Source organism: Lentisphaerota bacterium (genome assembly GCA_016873675.1).
Classification (GTDB): Bacteria; Verrucomicrobiota; Kiritimatiellia; order RFP12; family JAAYNR01; genus VGWG01.
Window position 1 is genome coordinate 1 of the sequence record VGWG01000047.1, and the last position, 22,162, is coordinate 22,162.

Below are 22,162 nucleotides of genomic sequence, written 5' to 3' on the forward strand. Positions count from 1 at the left end.
ACGAGCAACGTGAGGTCCGTTGGCCCCCCGGTTCAGATTGGAGATGCCCTATGTCCGCGATGCTTGACCCGCTGACCGCCCTCAGCCCGCTGGACGGCCGCTACGCAGCCAAGACGGCCGCGCTGAGGCCGATTTTCTCGGAGTTCGGCCTGATCGCCCGCCGCGTGCGCGTCGAGATCGCCTGGCTTCAGGCCCTGTGCGCCGAGCCGGGGATTCCAGAAGCCCGCGCGCTGACGCCGGCCGAGACCGCCAGCCTGAACGCCATCGCCGATGCGTTCTCGATGAGCGATGCCGCGCGTGTCAAGGCCATCGAGTCGACAACCAACCACGATGTCAAGGCGATCGAGTATTTCATCAAGGAGAAGCTCGCCGCGTCTTCGCTGTCCGACCGTTCCGAGTTTGTCCACTTTGCCTGCACATCGGAGGACATCAACAACGTCGCCCACGCCCTGATGCTGCGTGACGGCCTCGCCGTGCTGCGCGCCGTCCAGGATGCCGTCATCGCGGCGCTGGCCGATCTCGCCGCCTCCGCGCGCGGCACCGCTATGTTGGCGCGCACCCACGGCCAGCCCGCCTCGCCGACCACGCTCGGCAAGGAACTGGCGGTCTTCGTGATGCGCCTCCGCCGACAGTCCACCCAGCTCGCTGCGCTGGCCTTTCCGGCCAAGATGAACGGCGCGGTCGGCAATTACAATGCGCATTGCGCCGCCTACCCCTGCGTCGACTGGCCCGCCCTTGCCGCGCGGGTCCTTGAAGGGACGTTCGGCCTGCAGCAGAATCCGCTGACCACCCAGATCGAGCCGCATGACGGTCTGGCCGAGGCCTTTGACGCCCTGGCCCGGTGGAACACCGTGCTTCTCAATCTGGATCGCGACGTCTGGTCCTACATTTCGATGGGCTATCTCGGGCAAAAAACCGTCGCTGGCGAGGTTGGCTCTTCGACCATGCCGCACAAGGTCAATCCCATTGACTTTGAAAACAGCGAGGGCAATCTCGGCATCGCCAATGCCCTGTTGGAGCACATGGCCCGCAAGCTGCCCATTTCCCGGCTTCAGCGGGATCTCACCGATTCGACCGTCATCCGCAACATGGGGGTCGCCTTCGGTTACTGTCTCACGGCGTATCAGGCGACGCTGAAGGGTCTCGGAAAGGTTCGCCTCAACCCCGTTCGGATGGCTGAGGACCTCGACGCCGCTTGGGAGGTGATGGCCGAGCCGATCCAGACCGTCATGCGCAAGCACGGGCTGTCCAACCCCTATGAACGGCTCAAGGAGCTGACCCGCGGCCGCGCGATTGATGCGGCGGGTGTGGAGGCCTTCATCCGCACACTGGAGATTCCGGAGGCGGAGAAGCAGCGACTGCTGGCGCTCACCCCGGCTACCTACACCGGTATCGCGCCGCAACTGGCCGATCACGTCCGCCTGTGATTGCATCGGCCCAGGCAGTGAGCACCGCTGATCGGACGCCGCACGCCTACAAATTCTGATTGTAGTAATCGTGTATCCGCTTGCCGCAGCCGAAGGTCTCGGCGATCAGGGCGGCGCGGATCCACATGCCGTTGCGCATCTGACGCCAGTACATGGCGCGCGGGTCAGAATCCACGCAGACGGCGATCTCGCTTCGGCGCGGCAGCGGGTGCATGATGATGCCCGCCGGCTTCAGCAGCTTCAGCTCGTCGGCGCCGAAGGTGAACCGGGAGATGTCAACGGCCACGCTCTCCCCCTTGTCGTGATCCCACTCGTCCTGGATGCGCGTCATGTAGATGGCGTCGGCCTCGGGAATCGCCGCGTGGAAGTCGTCGGTCAGATGGAAGGCAACCTTCTTGGCTTCGAGCGCCTGGACAATGTCCCCGCCGATTTGCAGCGGCTGCGGCGCGACAAAGATCTGCCGGATGTTGGGATACTGCGTGAGCAGGAGCGAGAGCGAGCGAACCGTGCGGCCGCGGGCGAGATCGCCGACGAACACCACCGTGCGGTCGCGCAGGCCGCCGTTGCGCTCAAAGCTGCGCAACAGCGTGTAGATGTCGAGCAGCGCCTGAGTCGGATGCTGATCCTTGCCGGACCCGGCGTTGATGAGCGGCAGCGGGCGGTCGGAGTTGGACAGCGACCAGGCCATCCGCTCGGCCAGCCCCTTCTCGGGCGAGCGCATGATGATCAGGTCAAAATACGAGCTGAACGTCCGGACGGAATCCTCCTTGGACTCGCCCTTGAATTCGGACGACGTGGCCATGTCGCGCACCTCGCCCGTCTGCACGCCGAGGATCTGGCAGGCCGAGAGGAACGAGAGGAAGGTTCGCGAGCTCGGCTGGGAGAAATAAATCATGGCCCGCTTGTGACAGATCAGATCCTGCAGAAAAAGCGTGCCGCTGCGCGTCTTGGCGATCTGCCGGATGGCGGTGGCCAGCGCGGCCAGCCGGCTGAGCAGGGCCACATCAAACTGCTGCGCAAAAAGGGTGTGGAACGGCGCGCCGTCGGGCTGCATCAGGAACGGCGTCTTCTCCGCAACAGGCAGCGCGCTGAAGGTTTCCCAGCTTACATCAAACATTCTCTTGTGCATGTCAACCTCCGTGGGTCAGGGCCGAAACAAACAAGGCCTTCATGGTGTGCATCCGGTTCTCAGCCTCATCAAAAACACGGGAGTAAGGCGCTTCGAACACCTCGTCGGTCACTTCCAATGCGCCGCAGTCGCGGGTCATGTCGGTCTGCGTGTTATGGAAAGCCGGCAGACAGTGCAGGAAGATGAACTCGCTTTCGGGAACCCCTGTGGCCCGGACGAGTTCGCTGTTCACCTGATACGGGCTGAGCAGCCGGAGGCGGGTTTCTTTCTGAGCCTCCTCGCCCATGGAGACCCAGACGTCGGTGTAGATGACGTTGCAGCCCCTGACGCCTGCCACCGGATCGGCGATGACCGCGACGGTTGAGCCGTGGACGGCGGCCATGGCGCGCGCGGCGGCGACCCGTGTGGCTGCGGGTGCCAGCTCCGGCGGCGTGCAATTCACATAATGGATGCCCGCCTTGGCGCAGCCATTCATCAGCGAATTGGCCACATTGTTGCGCCCGTCGCCCACATAGGCCAGCTTCAGCCCCCGGAGCGCGCCGAATTTCTGCTTCATCGTCATCAGATCGGCCAAAATCTGCGTCGGATGCGCCTCGTCGGTCAGGCCGTTCCATACGGGGACGCCGGAAAAGCGCGCCAGCGTTTCGACGGTTTTCTGCGAGAACCCCCGGAACAGGATGCCGTCAAACATTCGCCCCAGCACCCGTGCCGTGTCGGACACGCTCTCCTTGCCGCCCAGATGGATGTCGTTGCTGGTCAGGTATTCGGCGGCGCCCCCCTCGTCGCGGATGGCGCAGGAAGCCGCGTTGCGGGTGCGTGTCGAGCTCTTCTCGAAAATCAGCGCCACCTGCCTGCGATTGAGCAGATCACCGCGTGTTCCGCCATCGCGCCGGGCCTTGAGCGCCAGCGACAAGTCAATGAGCGAAGTCATTTCCCCGTCCGACAAATCGGAAATCTTCAGCAACGAACGGCCCCGAAGCGACGGATTCCAAAGCAGGCTCATAGCGGTCCAATCCAAATAGGGTGATTCATAGGCGGGGAGTTTACCATTTTCAAAGGGCCTTGCACCAGAAACAAAGATCATGCGAGAACCGTCATTTTTTAGCCGCCTATTTTTCTGAATTTTTTTCTTGCCTCTCTCTGCAGAACAGAGTACAGTCCAACAAAGTTGTAAGTTATTTTTTCAGACAGCATGCGTTTAGTGTGCGTGTCGAGTGTGGATGACTCTCAAAGGTGCCTTTCATGACTCCGTCCTTTCGCGAACCGATCCGTATCGGCATTGTCGGGCTTGGTCGTGCCGGCTGGGGCATGCATTGTCTGGAACTGGACAACTATCCCGGCCTGTTCCGCATCGCCGCAGTGTGTGATCCGCTCAAGGATCGCCGCGATCTCGCGGTGGCTCGGTATCCAAACTGCAGGGCCTACCGCCGTTTCGAGGATCTGCTGCTCGATGGCGATGTCGAACTGGTTGACATCGCGACGCGCAGCGAGGACCATGTGGCGCATGCGGTCAAGGCGCTGAAGACCGGGCGATGGGTCAACCTTGAAAGTCCGATCAGTCTCGACGCGGATCAGGCCCTCGTGCTGCGCGCCGCATCGATCCGCGCGGGCAACAGGCTTTTTGCTCGGCTCAACCGCCGCTTTGAGCCGGTCTTCATCCACGTCTGCGAAATCATCGCATCGGGCCTCCTCGGCGACATTCACACGATCCGCCTGCGCCGGGGCGCGTATAGCCGGCGCGACGACTGGCAGACCGTCCAGCGGTGCGGCGGCGGGCAACTGCTCGGCGAGGGACCGCATCTCATCGACCAAGCCCTCCAGATGCTCGGATCGGCCCCGGTGCGCATGTGGTCGGATCTCAAGCGCGTCTCCGCCATGGGCGACGCCGAAGACACCGTTTCTATCATCATGCGCAATCTGGCCGGGCTTACGGTCGATCTCGAAATCTCCGGCGGACGCGTCATTCCCGTTCCCGCCTACACCGTGTCGGGCGAGAAAGGCGAACTGGCCGCTACGGATACGATCATCACCCTCAAATACCTTGATTCCAAACACGCCGCGCCGCGCCGCCGCGCCAGTGTCCGCACGCCGCCCCTGGGGGACTTTGGCTCGCCCGATGACCTCCGGTGGATCGAGGAGGAGATCCCTGTGGCGCCCCAGTCACCGGCAAGCCCAACGCTCATCTGGGAGCACCTCGCCAACACCATCCGCCTCAACAAGCCCTATCCCGTCACGCTCGATCAGGCCGTCGAGGTGATGCGGATCATCACCAGCGTCCGCAAAGACTCGGCGTTCGCCTGACACACCGGCCATGGACAATCGTCCCGGCATGCCCTATTGTGTACCCATGAAACGGTTTGCATGTGTCGTGTCTCTGGTTCTGTGTGCGTTCGTGCGGTCGGTGGCGCAGGCCGCATCCGGGGCCGATGTATTCGGCCTGCCCATCATTCAGGATCGCTTTTCAGCCATCAAGCGGGACCTGATGGCTGCCGTGCTGGCGCAGGATTACGGCGCGATGGAAGACGCCTGCCGCGCGGGTCGGGCACTCCTTCCGGCCGACCCGAACTTTGCCTACAACCTCGCCTGCGCGCTCGCCCGGCAGGGCAAAGCCGACGCCGCATTCGAGATGCTGCGCGAGGCGGTTGCGCTCGGCTTTCGCAACGCCGATCACATCCGGCGGGATGCCGATCTTGCCTCGCTCCACTCCAGCCCCGCCTTCGCCGCCGTGCTCAAGCAGGCCGAGCCAACCCCGTCCGCCGACGCCCCCCACGGCCTGTACGATGCGACGCCCACCCCGGTCAGACCGGGCGGCATCGCGTGGGTCTCGTCCACCAACACCGTCTGGGATTTTGACGCGGCCCTGTTCCGATCGGTCTTCGTGCTGTCGGCCGACAGCCCGCGCCTCGCCCCCGCCGATGCCGACGCCTACCGGGGCCCCGTTCAACCGCTTCTCGCCGGTTGGCTTCGGGAGGGCCGTGCCGCCGGCAACGTCGGCGATTTGTATGACAATCGTGACGACGGCCATTCGGCGCTCAAGGTCGCCGACTTCCCCGGACTCGCGCGCATCGTCTATGGACCGGAGGCCGCCAGCGCCTCAAATCGTCCGTATTACGGCGCCGCCCAGTTCATCTACAACCTGCCGACCTTCGGAAATTCCTCCACGGCGCTCACACAGGGTCCGTTCTGGCGCTGTCAGGCGCGGATGCTCGTCTGCAACCCGCTTCGCGTCGGAGGGCTGTTCAATCTCTATGTCTCCAACCACAGCTACGTCTATCCCTCCCACCAGGATTACCAGGCTGCTCAGGGCGATGTCTTTCCCTTTAATACGCCGTATTTCATTGTCTCCAAAGGCTCGTCCGGTTCCGACCAGCCATTCCTGCGCGCCCTTGCCGCCACGCTGGCGGCGTTCAGCCCCGAAACCAAGCGGATCCTCGTGCAGAACCGGCTCCTCGCGCCCACAGTTCAAATGATCCTTCGCGCCACGCAGCGTCCGGTCACCCATCCGGACGCCTACTACACCGGCGTTGCGCACCCCGCAGTGTTCGCGGGCACGAATCTGAACGTGGACGCGATGGTCCGGCTCGCCAATGGTTTGACGAGCAACACGATCCCGCCGTTGGTCACGCTTCGGGTGCTGCAGGAGCGGCAGCCGGTTTACGGCCGCGATTTCTTCGACGGTTTCCCCGCCGCCGGTCTCTACGATTCTCCGGCCTGCATCGCCCGCGTCTTCCGCGGGGTCGGCTGGTCGCACTCCCTCACCGTCGCCGCCAGCGCTGCGGCCCTGCCGGGCGCGACCAATCTGACCTGGCGCTGGGTCCTCCTGCAGGGAGACCCCGCCAAGGTCACCATCCGGACGCTCGACCCGGCGGGGCAGGTCGCCGCGATCACCGTCGCCTACCACGAACCGGGATTCCCCAGCGCCGCCGACCCATCACTCGCCGCCAGCCGCGTCGACATCGCCGCCTTCGCCCACAACGGCGCGCACCCGTCCGCGCCCGCATTCCTCTCGTTCTATTTTCTGAACAACGAAACCCGCGTCTACAGCGCCGATCACCGTATCCTCTCCGTAGATTACGCTGCGACCAGCACGCGCTACGTCGACCCCGTCCTCTCTTACCGCCGCGACTGGAAGGATGTCTACCGCTATAATGGAAAGAACCAGTTGACGGGCTGGGACCGGAGTCGCGGCCTGATCCTGGAGTCCTTCACTGCGGACGGACTCCGCGTCGAGACCCGCGATGCGCTCGGCCGGCCTCAAACCGCCCGCGCCGTTCGCTATTTGCCCCGCACCCCGGTCAATGAGAAAACCCTGCCAGACCTGGTTCAAGTGAACGATGATCGGACGTTTACATACACCTACTCATCGTTCGATGACGCCATCGGACGCCCTGTGGCGAACGACTAAAAACCTGTTCGACGAGTGTGTCCAACACGATCATGATTGGGCGCCCTTTCTTGAGAGGTAGTCTGACGTTGTGAACAGGGCACATACAATCAAGCGACATCAGGCGGAAACCCGACGTGATAACGTTGTTCCCGGCACACCGGCAGAGCGCATCGTCTTTTCTGCGCATCGTCTTTTCTGTTTCCGTCTTGCGTCAGCCGTGCTATAGTACCCACTTTTTACAGGGGAGCACTCTATGCATAGCTATCGCACGCACACCTGCAACGCCCTGCGCGAGACCCACGCGGGACTGAGCGTCAGACTGTCAGGATGGGTCTTCCGAAAGCGCGACCATGGCGGAATTCTGTTCATCGACCTGCGCGACCATTACGGGGTGACGCAAATTGTGGTTCACCCCAGCCGGACGTTCTTTGACGAGCTAGCCAAGCTGCGTCTGGAGAGCGTGATCATCGTCGATGGAATCGTGACGCGGCGCGAGCCGTCGACCGTCAACCCCGACCTGCCGAGCGGCGAGGTCGAGGTGGTGGCCGACGCCTGCACCGTCGAATCGGCCGCCGAGCAAACCCCCATCTATCTGGCCGGGGACGAGGATTGCGCCGAGGAATTGCGGTTGAAGTACCGGTTTCTCGACCTGCGCCGGGAGTCGCTCCACGCCAACATCGTGCTTCGCTCACGGGTGATCGCGCACCTGCGCCGGATGATGACGGACAAGGGCTTCAACGAATACCAGACGCCGATCCTCACGTGCAGCTCGCCCGAAGGCGCGCGTGACTACCTGGTGCCGAGCCGCGTCCACCCGGGAAAGTTCTACGCCCTGCCGCAGGCCCCGCAGCTCTTCAAGCAACTCCTCATGGTTGCCGGATTCGACCGCTACTTTCAGATCGCGCCGTGCTTCCGAGACGAGGACGCGCGCGCTGATCGCTCGCCGGGCGAGTTCTACCAGCTCGACATGGAAATGTCGTATGTCACTCAGGACGACATTTTCGCCGTGGTCGAGGATGTCCTCCACAGCACCTTCACCACCTTTTCCAAGAAACGGGTTGACGCGACGCCCTGGCGGCGCATCCCGTACCGCGAGGCGATGCTCAAGTACGGCAGTGACAAGCCCGACCTGCGCATCCCCATTGAGATGGTTGATGTCTCGGCGATCTTTTTGAATTCCGGGTTCAACGCCTTTGCTGCGGCCGTGAAGGGCGGTGCGGTCGTTCGGGCCATACCGGTGAAGGGGATCAAGGACAAGCCCCGCAGCTTCTTCGACAAGCTGCTCGAACACGCCAAGGGTATCGGATCCAAGGGGCTGGCCTATCTGATCTGGGACGGCGACGCGGTCAAGGGGCCGATCCAGAAGTTTCTCACGCCCGCCGAGCTGGCGGCGCTGGCGGCGGCGGGGGGCATGGCGGACGGCGACGTGACATTCTTCGTGTGCGATGAGCCGGAGAAGGCAGCGAAGATCGGCGGCGATATTCGAGCCAAGCTCGGACGCGACCTCGGCCTGATCGATCCCAACGTCTTCAATTTCTGCTGGATCGTCGATTTCCCGATGTTCGAGAAAGACCCCGAGACCGGTGCGACGGCGTTTTCGCATAACCCGTTCTCGATGCCGCAGGGCGGGATGGAGGCTCTGGAAAACCGTAATCCGCTCGATATCCTCGCCTACCAGTACGACGTGGTGTGCAACGGCATTGAGCTTTCCAGCGGCGCGATCCGCAACCACCGTCCCGACATCATGTACCAGGCATTCGCGATCGCGGGGTACGGCCCCGAGGTCGTGGAGAGCAAATTCGGGTGCCTGCTCAATGCCTTCAAGTATGGCGCCCCTCCCCATGGCGGCATTGCCCCCGGCGTGGACCGCATGGTGATGCTGCTGGCCGGCGCGGACAACATCCGCGAGGTCATCGCGTTTCCGATGAACCAGAAGGCACAGGATCTGATGATGAACGCGCCGTCGGACGTGACGGAGAAGCAGCTCCGCGAGCTGCACATCCGGCTTCGCGGGCAGAAGCCGCAGGAGGCGTGACGGAGGGGTTACGGAGGGGGCGGCGTGAACGAACGGGATGCTTTGATCGCGTTAAACCGGGTTTCAGGGATCGGCTCGGTGACCGTGAAACGGATGCAAGAGGCGTTCGGGTCGGTCGCTGCCATCTTTGACGCCTCGGAAAACGACCTCTCTCGGGTGTACGGAATCGGCGCCGACCGCGCGGCTTTTTTTTACCGCGAATTCCGAACGGCTCGGTGCGACGACGAGTTGGCGCGCGCCGAGCGGCTGAATGTCAAGCTGGTCACGTGGGCCGATGCGGCGTATCCTGCGGTCCTGAAAGAAATTGCCGATCCGTCGCTGGTGCTGTACGTGGCAGGCGACCCCGCCGCGCTCTCGGGAACGGGCGTGGCGGTGATCGGCACGCGCCAGGCGACGGTTTACGGACGGGAGACTGCGCGGCGGTTCGGCTTCCAGCTTGCGGCTGCGGGTTACGTGGTGGTCAGCGGGTTGGCGCGGGGGATCGACACCGAGGCGCACAACGGCGCGCTCCAGGCCAAAGGGCTGACGGTGGCGGTTCTGGGGGGGGCGCTTGATCGCATTTTTCCCGCTGAGAACGAAGGGCTGGCGCGGGAGATCGTTGCGGCGGGCGGCGCGTTGGTGAGCGAGTATCCGTTTGGACGCCAGCCCGATCGGCAGACGTTCCCGATGCGCAATCGCATCGTCAGCGGGCTGAGCCGCGGGGTGGTTGTGGTCGAAGCGCCACTGAACAGCGGCACGATGATTACCGTCGGCCAGGCGCTCGACCAGAACCGGTCGGTGATGGCGGTGCCCGGGCGGGTGGATTCGCCCCAGGCAGCGGGCTGTCATCGGCTGTTGCGCGAGGGTGCGCGGCTGGTGACATGCGCCGACGACGTGGCCGATGAGCTGCAGGAGCTGCTGCCGCGTTCCGCGCGGCGGAATGCGGAAGCTGCGACACTGCCGCGGCCTGGGGCGCCCCCGGACGAGGCCCGGACGCCGCAACCGGTGCTGACGGATGATGAGCGCCACGTGATTGGCCTGCTCGACGAGGAACGGCACGTTGATTTTTTGATCCGATCCAGCGGATTGTCCGCCAGCCGGGTGAACTCCCTGCTGGTGGGGTTGCAATTGCGGCGGATGGTGCAGCTGTTGCCCGGCGGCATGGCGAAGCGGATTGAACGGGAACACGTTTTGAGACGGTGAGACAGAAAGGACACGAAGCAACATGGCCAAGCACTTGATCATTGTGGAATCGCCCGCAAAGGCGAAGACGATCGGCAAGATTTTAGGGTCCGGATTCGATGTGAAATCATCGGTGGGCCACATTCGTGATCTTCCCGAGCGGACGCTTGGCGTCGATATTGAGAACGGGTTCGCCCCCAAATACGTGCTCTCCAAGAACAAGACCAAGGTGGTGAACGAATTGCGCAAGGCGGCCAAGGCCTGCGACGCGATCTATCTGGCGCCCGATCCGGATCGCGAGGGGGAGGCGATCGCCTGGCACCTGCGGGAGGTGCTCACCGCGAGCGCCAAGGACAAACCGTTCTATCGCGTTCAATACAATGAAATCACACCGCGCGCGGTGCGCGCGGCGATCGAAAATCCAGGCGTGATCAACATGAACCGGGTTGACGCCCAGCAGGCGCGGCGGATCTTGGACCGGATCGTCGGGTACCAGGTGAGTCCGCTGCTCTGGCGGCAGGTTCGAAGAGGCCTCAGCGCCGGCCGGGTGCAGTCGGTGGCGCTCCGTCTCGTCTGCGAACGGGAGCAGGCGATCCGTGCGTTTGTCTCCGAGTCCTACTGGATTCTCGGGGCGCGGGTGCGCAAGGAGACCGCCTCAGCCGACCCGTTCACGATCAAGCTGGCCAAGATGGACGGCGAGAAGGCCGACCTCCGTGCCGAGTCGTCGGCATCTGCGGTGCTGGCCGATCTGGACGGACGGCGGTTGCGGGTGGGCGACATCCGCCTGCGGCCGGTGACGCGGCGGGCGATGCCGCCGTTCACCACCAGCACGTTGCAACAGGCCGCGTCGAGCGTGTGCGGCTTCTCCCCGAGCCGGACCATGGGTCTGGCACAGAAGCTGTACGAGGGCGTGGAACTCGGCGCGGGCGAAGGGATCGTCGGTCTGATCACCTATATGCGCACCGACTCGGTCGCCATTTCACGCGACGCGCAGGCGGCGGCGCGGAACTTCATCGTTTCCGAGTATGGCGACGCGTACTATCCCGAGGCGCCCAACAGCTTCAAGAGCCGGGCGGGCGCGCAGGAGGCTCACGAGGCGATTCGGCCCACGGATGTGACGCGAACGCCGCAGAGCCTCAAAGGGGTTTTGGACACGCCCTCCCTGCGCCTGTACGACCTGATCTGGAGGCGTTTCTTGGCCAGCCAGATGGCGTGCGCGCGGATTGAGCAGCGGACCGCCGTGGTGGTTTCGGAGCCGCCGCCCGCGCAGCAGCACCGGTACGAGCTGACCGCATCGGCTTCCGAGGTGCTGTTCCCCGGCTTCCTGAAGGTGATGGAACTGGACATCCGCAAGACGCGGGAGGCGGAGGGCGACGAATCCGAGGTGGCCGACGAGGTGGACAAGCTGCCCCCGCTGGCAATCGGCGAGACGCTCGATCTGGTTGAGTGGCTCAGCGATCGCAAGGAGACCAAGCCACCGCCGCGTTTCACCGAAGCCGCGCTGGTGAAGGCCCTCGAAGCCAACGGCGTGGGACGTCCGAGCACCTACGCCGCGATCATCGAGACCCTCGACGCGCGCACCTATGTGTCGCGCGAAAAGCGGATGCTCATCCCCAGCACCCTTGGCATGCAGGTCAACGACCTGCTCGTCGCGAAGCTCGGCGACCTGTTCGACGTCGGGTTCACGGCCGCCATGGAAGAATCGCTCGATCAGATCGAAGACGGCGGGGTCCAGTGGACCGATATGATGGGTGCTTTTTACACGCGGTTTAGCGCGTGGATGACCAATGCCAAGGAGCCGCCGGCCGATCTGAACACGGTTCATGCGATCTTCAGCATGCTCCTCCAGGTGCGTGTGTGGGGGCCGGAGGTCAAACTGGGCAAGCGAAAATACAGCGACGAGAATTTCGTGGCGTCGGTGCGTCAACAGGAAGCCGACGGAGAAAAGCCCGTCTCGGATAAGCAGTTAGAGGCCTTGGCGCGCATTGCGGTGCGTTATCGCGACCAGATTAGCGGAGGTGAAAATGAGTTGATCCGGCTCGGGTTTGAGCGTCTCGTGGCGGCGGATAACGCGGCGCCGTCGCACGAGGAATCGGACCGACGCTTCGAGTTGTTGCGGACCATCGAGCTGAGCGAGGAGCAACGGCGTTTTGTCGAGTCGCTGCACGATCAAACCCGCGTGGGTCGGAAACTCTCCGAGAATCAGATGGGGGCGCTCAACCGGATACTCATCCGAAACGCCGCGCAAATCCCGGATTTTGACCAGATCAAAGGGACCCTGAACATTGCCGAAGCGGATGCGGTGGCGGAGGTCGACAACGAGAGCGGTCCGTTGCTGGAGCTGATGGCGTCGGTCACGGTCTGGCGCGAGCCGACCCAGCGGGGCAAGATGACCTTTGACGACCACTCCTTTTACGAGAGCCTGGCCAAACAGTATGGTTTCAAGAAGTTCCTTTCACTGCGGCAGCGGTCGGCGCTCAAGAAGCTGGTCTCGCGCTATCACGAACAGATTCCCGGTTTTGCTGAAGCGGCCAGCCGGCTGGGCCTGCAGATCCGCGCTGCCGCCCCGGCGAAGGCATGACTGGCATCCGGGAATGGGATGAACCCTGAAGGTGGCGGATGCGGGATTATGATAAACAGCGTGTGATCGCCGAGGCGCTCGCCGCCGGCGCTCCGGGGCACGCGCATCTGATGGGCATTGGCGGGGTGGGCGTGGCGGGGCTGGCCACGCTGCTCGCAGCCCGAACGTGGACGGTCGACGGCTGCGACGCGGCCCTCAATCCGTTGACCGCCCGCGCGCAAGCGGCTGGCCTGGCGGTCGCCCCGGCGCACGCCCCGGCGCACCTCGCCCCGTTGGTCGAGGCCCGCCGTTCCGGCAGCCCGGTGTGCGTGATTCGCAGCACGGCGATCACCGACGAGGAACCCGAGATTGCGGCTGCGCGCGCGGCCGGCATTCCGGTTCTCCACCGGGGGGTCGCGCTCGCCGCCTGGGTGTCGGCGGCGCCGCACAGCGTGGCGGTGTGCGGCGCGCACGGCAAGACGACGACATCCTTGTTTTCTACACGCTTGTTTCAAGAACTGGGACACGCCGTCGAGTGGTGCCTCGGCGGCGAAACCCCGAGCTTGGGCGCAGGCGCGGGTCGGAGCGGCGGCAGCGGTGTGCGCCACCTCGTGGTGGAGGCGGACGAAAGCGACGGCACGCTTGCGCTTTATCGCCCGCACGTCACGGTTGTCACCAACATCGACATCGACCATTTGGAGCACTTCGCCGGCATCGAGGATCTGGTGGCATGCTACCGGCGCGTGGTGGCGGCGACCCGTTCAGGCGTGGCGTGGTGTGCCGACAACCCGCTGGCCGCCGAGGTGTGCGGGCGGGTCTGCGATGGCGTTCACGCGGTGTCATTCGGGTTTTCCGAGACGGCGTGGTTGCGTGCGTCAGACGCGGTGTGCGGTCCCGACCGTTGCGCGTTCACCGTGTCTGCCGGGGGGCGGTCGCTTGGCGGAGTGGTGATCGGCGTGCCGGGCCGTCACAATATTCTGAATGCGCTCGGTGCGCTTGCCGCAGCTGTGGCTTCTGGCGTCCCGCCTGAGGAGGCGGTCGGCCGGCTGGCTGCGGCATGCACCGCGTTGCCCAATCGGCGTTTTGAGACTGTGGCGCAGGTCCACGGCGCCCGCGTGATTGTCGATTATGCGCATCATCCCGAAGAGATCCGAGCGTTGATTGCCCAGACGATGGGGGGTGGCTTCGGGCGGATCACGGCGGTGTTTCAGCCCCATCGGTACACCCGGACGTTGGCGCTGCGAGATGCGTTCCCGGCGGCTTTTGACGGCGCGGACCGGGTGATCGTGATGCCGGTCTACGCGGCTTCCGAGCTGCCGCTCGCGGGCGGTTCTGCGGAGGATTTGTACGCCGCGTTTCGCCGCCTCCGGCCGGCGATGCGGGTGCTGCTCGCCGACACGCACGACGAGGCTTGGCACGCCGCACACATCGGACTCGCCCCAGACGACGTGCTGCTGGTGGTGGGGGCGGGCGATGTCGTGGCGCTGGCCGCGCGGGCGCGGGCCTTTTCTGCTGCGGCGACGCCACCGCCGACGGCCGACGCCATTGCTGACGCGCCGCTGGGGCGGATGACCACGTTTGGCGTGGGCGGTTCGGCCGACTGGTTCATGCGGGCCGGAGACGAGGCTGCGCTCGTGCGCGCGCTTGTGGCCGCGTCGAATCGGGGGATGCCGGTACAGGTTCTCGGCGGCGGATCCAACACCCTGGTGGCAGACGGAGGCGTCGCCGGCTTCGTGATCCGCCTGTCGGGTCCAGAGTTCCAGAGGTATGAACGGATCGGTGGGGGCGAGGTGGAGGTCGGTTGCGGCCTCGCGGGATCGGCGCTGCTCGACCGACTCGAAGCGGACGGGCTGGCGGGACTCGAATGTCTGGAGGGCGTGCCGGGGCTGGTCGGCGGGTGGCTGGCGATGAATGCTGGCACCCACGGCGGTTCGGTCGGCGGGCGGGTGTCTGAGATTCGTTGTTTGAATTTTGACGGCACGCCCGCTATACTATCTCCTACACGGTGCGGATTCGGCTACCGGCGATGTCTCGGCTTGCGTGATCGCGTGGCGGTTTCGGTGCGATTGAGTCTGGACGCCGAATCGCCTGCGGTGGTTCGGCGGCGGCGCGAAGCGTTCCGTGTGAGGCGGACGGCGTTGGACGGGTTACGAACAGCGGGATCTGTTTTTAGGAATCCGGACGGCGATTTTGCCGGTCGGCTGCTGGAGGCAGCCGGGTGCAAGACGATGCGGGTCGGTGGGGCGGCCGTGTTTGGCGGTCATGCCAACGTGATTGTGGCCGGGGCGGAAGCGACCGCCTCGGATGTTCTGGCGCTGATGCGCCTGATGGCGGGGGCGGTTGACGCGCGCTGGGGTGTCCGGCTGACGCCTGAGGTGCGGCTGTTGAGATAGGGGCGATATGCGGTTCAAACGGGTTGCGGTGGTGATGGGTGGCACGTCGAGCGAACGCGAGATTTCGTTGCGCTCGGGCCGCGCGATTGCGGCCGGGCTTGCGGCGTCCGGTTATTCCGTCGTTCCCGTGGTTTTGGAGGCCGATTCCGTGAACGGCGTCCTGCCCAACGATTGTGAAGCGGTGTTCATTGCCCTGCACGGCGGTTATGGCGAAAACGGGGGCCTACAGGCCGATCTGGATGCGCGGGGGCTCCCTTACACCGGGTCCGGAGCGGCGGCGAGCCGGCTGGCTATGGACAAGATCGCGACCAAGCGGGCCTGTGCGGCGGCCGGGGTCGCGACGCCGCCCTACGAGGTTTTGGACTCCGGACGCACGCACACGACGATGCGACTCCCGCTGGTGGTCAAACCGCCGTGCGACGGTTCGAGCGTGGGTGTGGGCCTGGTGCGCGAGGCGGTGGAGTGGGATGCTGCGCTGGCACAGGCGCGCCGCATGGATCCCGACGGGCGCGTGCTGGTCGAGACGTTCATCGCCGGGCGCGAATGGACGGTCGGCGTGCTCCTGGACGAGGCGCTTCCAGCGGTGGAGATCCTGGCGCCGGACGGCTGGTTCGGGTTCAGCGCCAAATACACCCCCGGCGCCTCTCGGATCGTCTTCCCGGATGCTCCGGCCGACCGCGCGCTGGCCGACCGGTGCGGGGCGATCGCGTGCCGGGCGTTCCACGCGGTGGGGTGCCGCGGACTGGGTCGCGTCGATTTTCGGATCACGCCTGTGGACGAACCGTATGTCTTGGAGATCAACACCGTGCCGGGGTTCACGGAGACCAGCCTGCTGCCCAAGGCAGCCGCGCGACAGGGTATCGCCTTCCCGGAGCTGTGCGCGCGAATACTGGAGGCCGCCCGATGCGGCTGAGCGACCGATTGGAACGGAACCGAACGATGCGGGTGATACGATTAGATGTGAAGGGCGGGCGCAAGGAAAACCGCAAACGCGGCGGGCCGGGCGCTGGCATCTGGTGGACCAGCCTCCGCCCGTTCCTGGTCGGCACCGTTGTTTTTCTGGCGCTGCTGTTTATCCTTTTTTTCTCTCCCTGGGTGTTCCGCAAGGGCGTTTTCGTGCTGAACAAGACGTTTGTGATGCGACAGCTTGACGTGGACGGAGGCGAAACGATGTCACCCGCTCTGGTGCGCGATTTGCTGGCGGCGGGAAGCGGCGACAACCGGATCATGATCGGAATGCCGCTGTTTGGATTCGATCTGGAAGGAACCCGCCGCGAGTTTCTGCTGCGGGCGCTCAACATCAAATCCCTGCGCATGACGCGCCTCCTGCCCGACACGCTGGTGGTGCGGATGGTTGAGCGTCGGCCGATCATGCGGATTGAACCGGGCGGATTGGTGGTGGATGACGAAGGCGTTATTTTTCCCCGCTACGTGTCGGTCAGCGGGCTGCCGCTGCTGACGGGCGTTGATGGCATCCAGGCCTCGCAGGGAGTATCCCTGACCGGCATGGCTCGTGCGGCCGTTTTTCTGGTTTCCTGTCTTGGAAAAAAACCGTATCAACTGCCGGTCACGGCAATCGATGCCGCCATGCCCGATCATCTGGTGTTGACGCTGATCGACCAGAAACAGGTCGTGCTCGCGTGGGACGGCATGCTGGAGGCGTGCGGCGGATCTCCGGATGGGATCCGGGATCTGCTGACGAAGCTGAGGGAGTTGTCACGTGCGATGAATACGCCTGCGGGGCGTGGCAGGCGGTTCTGGAATGCGACGGTGAAGGGGCGGTTTACCGCATCGGACTAACATCAATCAAACGGGAATGGCGGTTATGGCGACCCAACCTCTAGTGGCGGTTGAACTGGGGACGACGCGGACCGTGGTGGCGGTCGGCGAGTATCAGAACAACGGCCTGGCCTTGACGGCTATTGGCACGTATCCGACGACCGGGGTTCGCAAGGGCCAGGTGGTCGCGGTGGAGCAGGCCGAAACCGGCTTGGTGGCGGCGTTGCGTCAGGCCGAGCAAAACGGCAAACTCACGATCGCACAGGTGTTGATCGGCGTTTCGGGCGGCCATATCCAGACCGTGGGCAACGTGGGTAACATACCGATCCAGGGCCGCGATCATGTGGTGACCCAGGACGATGTCAACGAGGTGACCGAACTGGCCGGAAGTCTCCATCTCGACGACTCGCGGAAGCTCCTTCACACTTTTTCACAGACCTACTCGGTTGACGATATGGAGGGCATCTTCGATCCGGTGGGGATGACGGGCGGTCAGCTCGCGCTGAACGTGTTGATGGTGCATGGCGCGCGCGCCCGTTTCGACAATGCCATGGCGGTGCTGCGCAACGCATCGGTGGGAGTGCAGGACACGGTGTTCGGAGTCTGCGCGGCGTCTTTGGCCGTGCTGTCTCCCGAGCAGAAGAAGAACGGCGTGCTGCTGATCGATCTGGGCGGCGGAACAACGGACTACGCGGTGTTTGCCAACGACGTGATAGCCGCAGCCGGCTCGATCGGCGTCGGCGGGGATCACATCACCAACGACATTGCCCTAGCTTTCAACATCACGTCGGTCCAGGCCGAGGAGCTCAAACGCAAGGAGGGGAGCGCGGTGATCGACGCCGATGCCTCGGGGCGGCGGCTGACGCTGCCGCAGAGCCCCGGATTCCCCGCCCGCTCGTTCGGCGTGCGCGCGCTGCAGACGGTGATCAACGCTCGCGTCGACGAGACCCTCCGCGTGGTGCGGGCCCGTCTGGATGAAGAGGGGCTGCTTCCGCTTCTGGGCGCCGGCGTCGTGCTCACCGGCGGCGGCACGCAGTTGCGCAGCATTTGCCAACTGACGCAGCATTTGTTTGGATTGCCGTGCCAGGCCGGTGTCCTGCGCAATATCGCCTGCGCGGCGACGATTGAGCCCGCGCCCGACTTGGCCACGGTGGCGGGGCTTCTGCTGTACGGCTATGAGCATGGGTGCGATGGTGAGCGGATACGCCCGATGCGCACACGCGTCAAAAAAATGATTGAGGACATATTCAAGCGATGAGCACCGAAAGCGGCATGATTCTCGTGGGTGTCGGCGGCGGCGGATGTCAGTTTGCGTCCGTGGCGAGGCGGTCGTTTGGCGAACGTCTGCGCGCGGTCGGCCTGGATACAGATCGGCAGGCGATCAACAGCGCCGAAGGGTTGCGGGGGTTCGTCCTGGGTGTGCCGCGGCTCGACGGGATGGGTGCTGGCGGCGATCCGGTCAAAGGCCGACTGGCGATGCAGGACGACGCCGAAACGGTCGCGCACGAATGGGACGGCGTTCACATTGCGGTCGTCGTGGTCGCGCTGGGCGGCGGAACGGGCGGCGGCGCGACGCCGGAGCTGCTGCGCCAGCTGAGGCGAAGGGAAATCACCACGCTCTGTTTCGCGTTGATGCCGTTTGCGTTCGAAGACGCAGTCCGGCGTCAGGCGGCCGAGCGCGCGTTGCCGCAATTGGACGAAAACGCGGACACGGTGGTGGTCATCCCCCAGAGCGATCTGTGGTCCGCTGACGAGGGCGGCGAGCAGGCGTTTAGCGACGCCCGCCGTGATGCGTGCCGCACGTTTGGCCATGCCGTCTCGTTGTTGTGGCGGCTGGTGCTCACGCCCGGATTCATTCGTTTCGACCCCGCACGCCTGCGGGCGGTGCTCGCCAGTCGCGGCCGGGCGCGGTTCTGCCTGAGCGAGGCGGCGGGCGCGGTGCGGGCGCGCGATGCCGCAGCCGGTCTCCTCGCGCAGGTGGGATCGGCCGATACGTCCGCACCGGCGCGGGCGGTGGTTCTCGGCATTCTAGCCGGGGAGGATTTGCGGTTGTCCGAAATCGGCGAAATCATGCAAACGGTCGGCGGCAGTCTCCCCAAAGACTGTCGGCTGGACATGGGCACGATTGTCGACGCCGGGTACGACGGGTGTCTGTGCGTGATCGCGCTGGTCTTTGAGACTTGGCGCGAGACGGGAGCCGGACCGAGCGGCGCGACGCCAGCCGAGAGGCTCGACGCGCGGCCCACGCTTTCGGGAGTGGCCCGCCGCAGCCGCGCGACCACGGGAACCAAGTCCAAACTCGGGTTCAACACCGGAAAAGGGCGTTTTCGAGACATCGAGTCGACCATTTTCAATGGTGAGGACCTGGACATCCCCACGGTTGTGCGCAAACACATTTCTTTTTAAGGAGGGTGCATCATGATGACAGATAATGAAATATTGCAGGTTATGGAAGAGTCGGGCGCGTTGTTGTCGGGACACTTCGAACTGCGATCCAAGCTGCACAGCGACCGGTACTTTCAGTGCGCCAATGTCTTGCGGTTTCCCCGGTCGGCCGAGCGGCTCTGCGGCGAACTGGTCCGGCGGATGCGGGTCGCGGGGGGGTGTGGACGGGTGGACGGCGTGGTTTCGCCGGCGGTGGGCGGGATTCTGGTGGGTCACGAGATTGCGCGCGCCCTCGATGTGCCGAGCCTGTTTGCCGAGAAAGAGAACGATCAGCTGGTGATGCGCCGGTTTGCGCTCGCGCGCGGCGCGCGGTATGTGGTCGCCGAGGATGTGATCACGCGCGGCGGCCGGGTGCAGGAGACCATCGACATCGTGAAGCAGGCTGGCGCGACGGTCGCCGCCATCCTGGTGCTCGTCGACCGGAGCGCGGGAACCGTGACGTTCGACGCTCCCACGTACAGCCTGCTGAACCTCGTTCCAAAAATATGGGAACCCGCGAATTGCCCCCTCTGCGCTGCGGGCTCAAAAACGGTCCATCCGGGATCGTGAGTGGGCAACGGGACGGTTTCACGCGCGGCAGGCCCGCGCACAGGCGGGAAGGATGGACTATGATGACTCTGGCGGGAACACCCTGGCTGAGGCATTTCGGATGGATCATCGGCTCGCTGACGTTGGCGCTGGCGCTGACACTGTTCGCGCCGACATTCGCCTGGATGACGTATGAGTTTGGGTTGCCCCGCAACGATCTGTCACACGGCTGGGCGGTGCCCTGCTTCTCGGCCGTGGTCCTCTGGTTGCGGCGGCATGAGCTCAGAGCGGCAGTCGCGGCCGGTCGGCCCGATTGGCGCGGCATCTGCATCTCGGTGTTCGGGCTGGCTGTGTTCTGGCTGGGAAACCGCGGCGGACAGATGCGTTTCTGCCATCTGGCGCTGCTGCTGGAGGTCTGGGCCATCCCGTTTGCGCTGTTCGGGCCGCGGGTGGCGAGGCTGATGATGTTTCCGGCGGCATTTCTGGTGTTCACCATGCCCATGGGGTTCCTCGACTTCTTCACCATCCGGCTGCGCCTGATCACCGCGACGGCTTCATCGGTGCTGCTGAACGGGATGGGGATACCCGTGGTCCGCGAGGGAACCGCCTTGCAGGCCCTGTCCGGGACTGGGTTCAATCTGGATGTCGCGGACCCCTGCAGCGGGCTTCGCTCCCTGTTCGCGATGACTGCTTTGACAGCCGCTTATGCCTATCTCACGGTGCGCGGCCGTTTTCGGCAGGCGCTGCTTTTCCTCCTGGCCGTGCCGATTGCCGTGCTCGGAAACACCGTTCGGATACTTTCAATCGCGGTGGTCGCGCGATTCTTCGGGTCTGAGGCGGCGACCGGTTTTTACCATGACTATTCGGGGTATGTCGTTTTCCTGGTTGCGGTGCTGCTCATGGTTCAGTCCGGCCACTGGATCGGCCGGCTGCCGCGATTGCGGATAGAGGCGTATGGTGAACGGGGCGTTACCAGCCGTGGCTCCGCCCCTGAGGCCGCGACATGGGGCATTCGCGACCGGTTGCGCGCGGGCGCCGTGCCGCTGGCGCTGGCGCTGATTCTGATTCTTCAGACGAGATTGCCGCTGCCGACGGGGGACGCCTTGGAGCTCGCGGTTCCGGAATTACCTGAGGCGTTCGGCGATTACCGCGGGGCGATTCCGCTCTTCTGCCACAACGAGCAATGCCTGCACCGGTTGATTTGCCTGACGTGTTCAGATGGGGGCGAACGGGGATCATGCCCGAAATGTGGCGGTCCCTTGTTTGACCGCTCGCTGGGCGAGGCGACGCTGCTGCCCACCGACACGGTGATCGTGAAACGCCTCTATACGGCACCGTCGGGGGCTGACATGGAAATGAGCGTCGTGGTCAGCGGGCGCTCCCGGATGAGCATCCACAGACCCGAGCTGTGCCTGCCGGCGCAGGGATTTGCGATGACCCGCGCGCGCACCCTGTCGGTGCCGCTGCCGGGCCGCGGGCCGTTGTCGGTCCGCATCGTGAGCGTGCAGCGGGGTACCACGCGCTTCACGTTGTGCTATTGGTTCAGGAATAGCGAACAGGAGACGGCATCCCATGCGGTGCGGATTTTGCGCGACGCGTGGGCCCGTTCGGTGCATAATCGTATCAATCGGTGGGTGATGTTTGCCCTGACCGTCAACGTGCCCCCGGATGCGGCGGCGGCGGATGACACGGTGCGCGCGGCTGTTGCCAGCCTTTATCCGCTGATCCAGGTCGACAGGAGGTGATCGGTATGTTCGTATTTGACTGGTATGAGGAGGGGACGAAACAATTGGCATCCGCCGGCTGGTCGCGGGCGCTGACCTACCTGTTTGCCTTCTTTTCTTCACTGGTACTCTCGCTGACGTTGACGCCGCCGGTGCGCGCGCTGGCCCGGCGGTTGGGGATGGTCGATCAGCCCGACATCCGGCGCATTCACACGCAGCCGACGCCACGGGCGGGCGGCGTTGCCGTATTTATCGCCTTCCATGCGACGGTCTGGGTGTGCCTGATGCTCTTTCCCAGCGTGTTCCACCCGATCTACGGCATCGACAAGTTGACCGCTTTTTTCTGGGCGTCACTGGTGCTTCTGGGTGTCGGCTTGATGGATGATGCCATCAGCCTTAAGCCCTATGTCAAGCTGTTGGGCCAGATTACCGCAGCCACACTGCTGTATCTTGCGGGCTTCCGCGTCGGGGGGGGGGGTTCCATAACGCTGTCCGATCCGGTCAACTTCGTGGTGACGGTGTTCTGGATCGTTGGCGCGGTGAACGCCTTCAACCTGATCGATGGCATGGATGGCCTGGCGTCCGGTCTCGCGA

General features: G+C 64.5%; 16 protein-coding genes. 14 read left to right on the forward strand and 2 right to left on the reverse strand.

Annotated features, from left to right (window positions below; genetic code table 11):
* The first annotated feature begins 50 nt into the window (after nucleotides 1–50).
* The gene (gene purB / locus FJ222_07435) at nucleotides 51–1,427 is read left to right on the forward strand and encodes an adenylosuccinate lyase (GenBank protein MBM4164256.1); all 1,377 of its coding nucleotides are present in this window, start codon (nucleotides 51–53) and stop codon (nucleotides 1,425–1,427) included.
* 46 nt (nucleotides 1,428–1,473) lie between these two features.
* Here purB and FJ222_07440 read toward each other — a convergent pair whose 3' ends face one another.
* Nucleotides 1,474–2,481, reverse strand: coding sequence for an aspartate carbamoyltransferase (locus tag FJ222_07440; GenBank protein MBM4164257.1), 1,008 nt, complete (start codon nucleotides 2,479–2,481; stop codon nucleotides 1,474–1,476).
* Nucleotides 2,482–2,557: 76 nt separating this feature from the next.
* Nucleotides 2,558–3,559: an ornithine carbamoyltransferase gene (gene argF / locus FJ222_07445; protein ID MBM4164258.1), complete on the reverse strand. Its 1,002-nt coding sequence runs from the start codon at nucleotides 3,557–3,559 to the stop codon at nucleotides 2,558–2,560.
* A gap of 239 nt (nucleotides 3,560–3,798) precedes the next feature.
* On the opposite strand from argF, the gene FJ222_07450 reads away from it, so the two are divergent.
* The 13 genes from FJ222_07450 to FJ222_07510 form a co-directional block, all read left to right on the forward strand.
* Nucleotides 3,799–4,857, forward strand: coding sequence for a Gfo/Idh/MocA family oxidoreductase (locus FJ222_07450; protein MBM4164259.1), 1,059 nt, complete (start codon nucleotides 3,799–3,801; stop codon nucleotides 4,855–4,857).
* A gap of 46 nt (nucleotides 4,858–4,903) precedes the next feature.
* Nucleotides 4,904–6,961: a hypothetical protein gene (locus FJ222_07455; protein MBM4164260.1), complete on the forward strand. Its 2,058-nt coding sequence runs from the start codon at nucleotides 4,904–4,906 to the stop codon at nucleotides 6,959–6,961.
* 235 nt (nucleotides 6,962–7,196) lie between these two features.
* A complete protein-coding gene (gene aspS / locus FJ222_07460) occupies nucleotides 7,197–8,978 on the forward strand; it encodes an aspartate--tRNA ligase (protein MBM4164261.1) in 1,782 nt (593 codons plus the stop codon).
* Between the two features lie 24 nt (nucleotides 8,979–9,002).
* Nucleotides 9,003–10,160, forward strand: a complete 1,158-nt coding sequence (gene dprA / locus FJ222_07465; GenBank protein MBM4164262.1) for a DNA-protecting protein DprA — start codon at nucleotides 9,003–9,005, stop codon at nucleotides 10,158–10,160.
* A 22-nt stretch (nucleotides 10,161–10,182) separates the two neighbouring features.
* On the forward strand, nucleotides 10,183–12,720 hold the full coding sequence (gene topA, locus FJ222_07470; GenBank protein MBM4164263.1) for a type I DNA topoisomerase: 2,538 nt from the start codon (nucleotides 10,183–10,185) through the stop codon (nucleotides 12,718–12,720).
* Nucleotides 12,721–12,758: 38 nt separating this feature from the next.
* A complete protein-coding gene (gene murB, locus FJ222_07475) occupies nucleotides 12,759–15,092 on the forward strand; it encodes a UDP-N-acetylmuramate dehydrogenase (protein ID MBM4164264.1) in 2,334 nt (777 codons plus the stop codon).
* Between the two features lie 7 nt (nucleotides 15,093–15,099).
* A complete protein-coding gene (locus FJ222_07480) occupies nucleotides 15,100–16,005 on the forward strand; it encodes a D-alanine--D-alanine ligase (GenBank protein MBM4164265.1) in 906 nt (301 codons plus the stop codon).
* Nucleotides 16,006–16,031: 26 nt separating this feature from the next.
* The gene (locus tag FJ222_07485) at nucleotides 16,032–16,892 is read left to right on the forward strand and encodes a hypothetical protein (GenBank protein MBM4164266.1); all 861 of its coding nucleotides are present in this window, start codon (nucleotides 16,032–16,034) and stop codon (nucleotides 16,890–16,892) included.
* A 16-nt stretch (nucleotides 16,893–16,908) separates the two neighbouring features.
* On the forward strand, nucleotides 16,909–18,129 hold the full coding sequence (ftsA, locus tag FJ222_07490; protein MBM4164267.1) for a cell division protein FtsA: 1,221 nt from the start codon (nucleotides 16,909–16,911) through the stop codon (nucleotides 18,127–18,129).
* Nucleotides 18,126–19,277, forward strand: a complete 1,152-nt coding sequence (locus FJ222_07495) for a hypothetical protein (protein ID MBM4164268.1) — start codon at nucleotides 18,126–18,128, stop codon at nucleotides 19,275–19,277. The genes ftsA and FJ222_07495 overlap by 4 nt, the downstream gene beginning before the upstream one ends.
* A gap of 15 nt (nucleotides 19,278–19,292) precedes the next feature.
* On the forward strand, nucleotides 19,293–19,865 hold the full coding sequence (locus tag FJ222_07500; protein MBM4164269.1) for an orotate phosphoribosyltransferase: 573 nt from the start codon (nucleotides 19,293–19,295) through the stop codon (nucleotides 19,863–19,865).
* Nucleotides 19,802–21,589, forward strand: a complete 1,788-nt coding sequence (locus tag FJ222_07505) for an exosortase/archaeosortase family protein (protein MBM4164270.1) — start codon at nucleotides 19,802–19,804, stop codon at nucleotides 21,587–21,589. The genes FJ222_07500 and FJ222_07505 overlap by 64 nt, the downstream gene beginning before the upstream one ends.
* Nucleotides 21,590–21,594: 5 nt before the next feature.
* Nucleotides 21,595–22,162 (forward strand): undecaprenyl/decaprenyl-phosphate alpha-N-acetylglucosaminyl 1-phosphate transferase (locus FJ222_07510; protein MBM4164271.1); only part of this gene is annotated, 568 nt, incomplete at its 3' end.

Bases quoted from the DNA above. Each gene is read 5' to 3' on its own strand.
- purB (MBM4164256.1), top strand. From the start codon at position 51: ATGTCCGCGATGCTTGACCCGCTGACCGCCCTCAGCCCGCTGGACGGC.
- FJ222_07440 (MBM4164257.1), bottom strand. From the start codon at position 2,481: ATGCAGCCCGACGGCGCGCCGTTCCACACCCTTTTTGCGCAGCAGTTT.
- argF (MBM4164258.1), bottom strand. From the start codon at position 3,559: ATGAGCCTGCTTTGGAATCCGTCGCTTCGGGGCCGTTCGTTGCTGAAG.
- FJ222_07450 (MBM4164259.1), top strand. From the start codon at position 3,799: ATGACTCCGTCCTTTCGCGAACCGATCCGTATCGGCATTGTCGGGCTT.
- FJ222_07455 (MBM4164260.1), top strand. From the start codon at position 4,904: ATGAAACGGTTTGCATGTGTCGTGTCTCTGGTTCTGTGTGCGTTCGTG.
- aspS (MBM4164261.1), top strand. From the start codon at position 7,197: ATGCATAGCTATCGCACGCACACCTGCAACGCCCTGCGCGAGACCCAC.
- topA (MBM4164263.1), top strand. From the start codon at position 10,183: ATGGCCAAGCACTTGATCATTGTGGAATCGCCCGCAAAGGCGAAGACG.
- murB (MBM4164264.1), top strand. From the start codon at position 12,759: ATGCGGGATTATGATAAACAGCGTGTGATCGCCGAGGCGCTCGCCGCC.
- FJ222_07480 (MBM4164265.1), top strand. From the start codon at position 15,100: ATGCGGTTCAAACGGGTTGCGGTGGTGATGGGTGGCACGTCGAGCGAA.
- FJ222_07485 (MBM4164266.1), top strand. From the start codon at position 16,032: ATGCGGGTGATACGATTAGATGTGAAGGGCGGGCGCAAGGAAAACCGC.
- ftsA (MBM4164267.1), top strand. From the start codon at position 16,909: ATGGCGGTTATGGCGACCCAACCTCTAGTGGCGGTTGAACTGGGGACG.
- FJ222_07495 (MBM4164268.1), top strand. From the start codon at position 18,126: ATGAGCACCGAAAGCGGCATGATTCTCGTGGGTGTCGGCGGCGGCGGA.
- FJ222_07500 (MBM4164269.1), top strand. From the start codon at position 19,293: ATGACAGATAATGAAATATTGCAGGTTATGGAAGAGTCGGGCGCGTTG.
- FJ222_07505 (MBM4164270.1), top strand. From the start codon at position 19,802: ATGGGAACCCGCGAATTGCCCCCTCTGCGCTGCGGGCTCAAAAACGGT.